Source organism: Hyphomicrobiales bacterium, assembly GCA_016710435.1.
GTDB lineage: Bacteria > Pseudomonadota > Alphaproteobacteria > Rhizobiales > Aestuariivirgaceae > Aestuariivirga.
This window is the reverse complement of the sequence record JADJVV010000024.1, coordinates 1-4,109: the sequence shown is the minus strand read 5'-3', so window position 1 is coordinate 4,109 and position 4,109 is coordinate 1. Positions and strand designations below refer to the sequence as shown.

5 protein-coding genes are annotated in these 4,109 nt (G+C 57.3%); 1 reads left to right on the top strand and 4 read right to left on the bottom strand.

Annotated elements, in window-relative coordinates; all coding sequences use genetic code 11:
• Positions 1-18: 18 nt before the first annotated feature.
• Both IPM06_19860 and IPM06_19855 read right to left on the bottom strand, forming a co-directional pair.
• Positions 19-450, bottom strand: a complete 432-nt coding sequence (locus IPM06_19860) for a hypothetical protein (GenBank protein ID MBK8772663.1) — start codon at positions 448-450, stop codon at positions 19-21.
• Positions 451-666: 216 nt separating this feature from the next.
• The gene (locus IPM06_19855; protein ID MBK8772662.1) at positions 667-3,306 is read right to left on the bottom strand and encodes a DNA methylase N-4; all 2,640 of its coding nucleotides are present in this window, start codon (positions 3,304-3,306) and stop codon (positions 667-669) included.
• Between the two features lie 210 nt (positions 3,307-3,516).
• Here IPM06_19855 and IPM06_19850 point away from each other — a divergent pair, with 210 nt between their 5' ends.
• Positions 3,517-3,705 carry a toxin-antitoxin system HicB family antitoxin gene (locus IPM06_19850; GenBank protein MBK8772661.1) on the top strand — a complete coding sequence of 63 codons (189 nt, stop codon included), beginning with the start codon at positions 3,517-3,519 and terminating at the stop codon, positions 3,703-3,705.
• Here IPM06_19850 and IPM06_19845 read toward each other — a convergent pair.
• Positions 3,671-3,892 carry a VRR-NUC domain-containing protein gene (locus IPM06_19845; protein ID MBK8772660.1) on the bottom strand — a complete coding sequence of 74 codons (222 nt, stop codon included), beginning with the start codon at positions 3,890-3,892 and terminating at the stop codon, positions 3,671-3,673. The genes IPM06_19850 and IPM06_19845 overlap by 35 nt on opposite strands.
• On the bottom strand, positions 3,858-4,088 hold the full coding sequence (locus IPM06_19840; protein ID MBK8772659.1) for a hypothetical protein: 231 nt from the start codon (positions 4,086-4,088) through the stop codon (positions 3,858-3,860). The genes IPM06_19845 and IPM06_19840 overlap by 35 nt, the downstream gene beginning before the upstream one ends.
• Positions 4,089-4,109: the final 21 nt, after the last annotated feature.

The window sequence follows — 4,109 nt, the reverse complement described above, 5'->3', positions numbered from 1 at the left end:
GGCGTCCCCATCTGCCAGTTATTCATAGTCTTTGTCGCTTTCCTTTGCCATGATGATGAGCGCCATCGTGATGAACCCGAACATAAAGCCGACGCCAAACGCCAGAACCCCCGGGCGGCCCACGTCGCCGGATAACGTTGCCCGATAGTCCCGCATCTCCGCTTTGGCGTAATCCCACAGCACGGCTTCGGAGCCGAACCGGTCGCCTTTGCCGCCCAGTTGCGCCGCCTGCTCCAACAGTTTCACGTTGCGCAGATGCGCCTGTAACCGGACTGACAACCGCTCGTTGGCGCTGCGCAGAGATTGAATCTCCGCATCCTGTTGCTTGATTGCGGCGAGCAGTTCGGCTTTCTGCGCTTCCAGACTCTGGACGGTGCGGCGGAGCATGGCCTTTTCGTTGATGATTGCCAGCGTGCCGTCGATCACGGCGTCAAGGTCGGTCGGCGCCACTGGATATGTCCTGATGTCCATGTAATCCCTCTCGTGTTTCATGTCATTGTCCCCTGAGTTACAGCCGGTAGAGATTCCCATTAATCCCTACCGGCACAAGCGAACGGTCCCAGCGTGCCAAACCTGTCAGAACCGGATCGACCAGGTTGGCGACGAGAAAGGTTTCGAGGCGAAACACCCCGCCGGTTACTGCGTCAGCCGGGACCGTTGTACACGTTAGGCTGCGTCTACCATCGTCGGCATGATTGCGGCTGCTTCTGCGTCAATCAGTTCGAACAGCGTCGGAGCGCCGCGGTTCAGCTCCGCCTCTTTGCAATACTGCACACCGGCTTCGTAGTACACCGGGTTCAATTCAATCCCAACGCCGCGCCGGCCCATCTTGATAGCGATGTACGGGACCGTGAATAGGCCACCGAATGGATCCAAGACCACCTCATCGGGATTCGAGAACCGTTCAATGACACGCTCCACGATGTCAAAGGGCAACGGGCAGACGTGATTCTCTTCGCCCTTGCGGAACTGCGACGAGTTCAGAGTCTGCATTGACACGACATCCGACCAGACGTAATCCTGCCCGCCGTCTGGCGCATGGGGCAACATAAGCCCGTACGTCTTGGGCAATGCGCCGGCGTCGTCAAGTGCTGCTACCATGTCCAGGTGCGCCTGGTAGTCGTACAGGTTCTTGGCACTGAACAGTTTGTACCATCGGTAGATGCGACCGGCGTCAGTCTGGGTCAACTGTTCGGGCGTCCACTCCTGCTTTGCCGCTTCGATTTCATCGGGGCGTAGCAGCCGGTTGCCGGAAGAGCGCCAGTAGGCATGTGCGTCAACTTGCCAGCGACTGACCGGGTACTCATCCTTCGTGTGCACGACCGGCTCATCGGCGTAGCTGCGCTGCGTGTCGCTCTGTTTCTTGCGGAAGTACAGGACGTATTCCGGCAATCCGGCGCCCATCTTCGTTCCGTCTTTGACCATCTCCGACCAGGAGAGCCGGTAGGTCGAGTTGTTCTCACGAACAACGTCGGTGTTGACGGTCACCCGGCCGCAGAAGATAAAGCCGTGCTTGCGGAAAGCCGCCACGCAGTCATCAGAGAACGGGTACACTGCCATGACACCAAGACCGGAGTTGTGAGCATACTCTAGCAGGTCTTTGACGTGAATCACGGCCATGCGACCTGGTTTCAATGTGCGCAGGAGATGCGGGATTAGAAAGTCCATCTGCTGCCAGAAGGCTTCGTTGGACGGGTTGTGACCCATGTCATTCTTGGACGGGGAATATTCGTAATGTTTGGAAAACGGGATCGACGTGTGAATCAGGTCGACCGAGTTATCAGCCCACCGTTCCATCTCGACGATGCTGTCGTTATTGATGGCAGTGAACCACTTTCCCGACGTTTCCTGTCGGGGCAAACCGAGCGTGCGCTTGAGATTCATGGATAGTGCCTCATTCGTCAATCCAAATTCACGGAGGATGTGCGTCATGTTGTCAACCAACTGATTGTGTTTCGCCCACTTCGTTTTCATCACCTCGACGATCTGGTCTTCGGCGTCGGTGTGGATGATGTGAACCTCGACCGGTTTCGTCTGCCCGAATCGCTGCGTCCGGTGAATCGCCTGGATGAACTCCTCAAACTGGTATCGCACGCCGGTGAAGATGTTGGCGTAACAATGCTCCTGGAAATTGCAGCCGCTTCCGGCAATTTCTGGCTTAGTGGCCAGGATGCGATACTTGCCATCGCTAAAATCTACGATGCGCTGCTCTCGCACGTCCAGGTCCTGCGAGCCGAACACGTCAACCGCATCTGGGATAGCTTTGGTCATTGCACGCCGCTCATCCTCCAAGTGGTGCCAGACTAACCAGTGTTTTGTGGGCGAATCGGCGGCGATAATCTCCGCCGTCTTGTCAACACGATCCTGCAGCGAATCCCGCTTCTCTTTGATGGACGCCTGGATAGATGCGGCGCTGTCTTTGAACAGCATGACGTTGCCGTATTTGTCGGAGATGTCCCAAGCCTTCGTGTGGTCGGCTGCGATGCGGTGCCAGTGCACCGTGATCGGCGGCATGGTGTATCCCTCATCGGAATAGCCCAGGTCGGACGGCTTCTGCACGAACAGCGCCCAGCTCGCGACCCACAGCCAGAATTCCCGTTCCAGGTGCGGATGTACGGTCAAGTGGCCGGCGTGCTGCGAGTCTCGTTTGAACCATCTCGTTAGCGCCTGGCCAGCGTCCATGACACCTAAGAACTGGGAGTAGTAGATGAGTTCTTTCCAGTCGTTCGGTGACGGTGTGGCGGTGCAGACGAAGCGATAGGGAATCGGGCGACAGACATTCTCGAACGTCTGCTGCGTGTCACTGCCCAGGCTGCGGAGCACTGACCCTTCGTCGAGGCTGATTGCTTCGATGTGTTCGGCCAAGAATGCGGCGGAGATGTCGCCCTCTCGCACCCGTTCGTAGTTCGTGATGAGGTACGGGGTGTCAGCGGCTAAGGCTTCGGCGTCGGTGCGAACGTACTGGATTTTCATACCCATCGCCGGCCCATCTTTGACGGTGAACTGATGACGCACGCCGAGCGGTGCGACGATCAACGTCTTGGCGCCTGTGCGGTTGTGAATCTGGCGCAAGCATTCGCAGGCGATGCGAGTCTTGCCAAGACCGAACGACGATGCGTTCAAGGCCTTGCCACGAGCTAGCATCCAACGAACGGTGTCGCGCTGGTGAGGGAATAGACTTGGGTGTAGGTCAGCTTCTTCGCAGATGAACCCGCCGCCGCCGTGGATGTCGATTTTCGTCTCTGCTACCCAGCGGTAGTAGGCGTCGATTCGGTCGGCTGCTTCTTTGGTGAGATAGTCTGTCATGGCGTTCTTACCCTTCCAATGTTAGAATTCTTGTGCGTCGGCTCTGTGCTACGCACCCTTTAGCAGTCAGCGCCGCTAGTGAGAGTAGCGGTGCTGATTTTTACAACGGTCAAGCTATTGATTCATTAGTTACACTGTGCTACTATCTATGTAGTACTTTATCATGATATCAAAGTAGTGTCAATAAGCAACTGTAACACTGGTGACAAAATGACAGTCAAACACATGATTCGCTTTCCAGATGACCTTTACGCCAAAATCAAGGTCATTGCCGAACGAGATGAGCGCAGTATCAATTACGAAGTGGCGGCCTTGATACGGCTTGCCATTGCCGACTACGAGCGCCGCAACGGGCCGATTGCTGTCACTCCGCCAGATAATGCTCCAACGCCCGGATAGCTTCGCCGGCACCGTACGCGATGATTGCCAGATTGCCATATTCCCGGAGCATCTCCAGGATGTACAGTTGCGCCGACGATGGGCGCCCACCGATGCGCTTCATTTCGACGTAGCAGGCGTTGAACCCGCGGCGTGCAACTGGTAGACAAAGGTCAGGAATCCCCGCCCGTTGCCCCTCCGCCTTCATTGCCGCGCCCGTTGCCGGATGTCGATAGCCCGCCGTTTGGCACGGCGTAGAGCAGCCGTAACGCCGGGTACACATCCTCATGCGCCCTGGCCCAGTCGATAACGGCGCACTGTTCGGCGTGCTCGAGCGGGTCGACATCCTCGACCACGGCGGACACCTGGCCATTGACGGACAGGTCTGGGTTCGCTTTGAGCATGGCGGCGAGCGCCTGCGCTGC

What these genes read in the sequence shown, in the direction of transcription:
- IPM06_19850 (MBK8772661.1), top strand. Translation starts at nt 3,517, where the DNA reads ATGACAGTCAAACACATGATTCGCTTTCCAGATGACCTTTACGCCAAA.
- IPM06_19840 (MBK8772659.1), bottom strand. Translation starts at nt 4,088, where the DNA reads ATGCTCAAAGCGAACCCAGACCTGTCCGTCAATGGCCAGGTGTCCGCC.
- IPM06_19845 (MBK8772660.1), bottom strand. Translation starts at nt 3,892, where the DNA reads ATGAAGGCGGAGGGGCAACGGGCGGGGATTCCTGACCTTTGTCTACCA.
- IPM06_19855 (MBK8772662.1), bottom strand. Translation starts at nt 3,306, where the DNA reads ATGACAGACTATCTCACCAAAGAAGCAGCCGACCGAATCGACGCCTAC.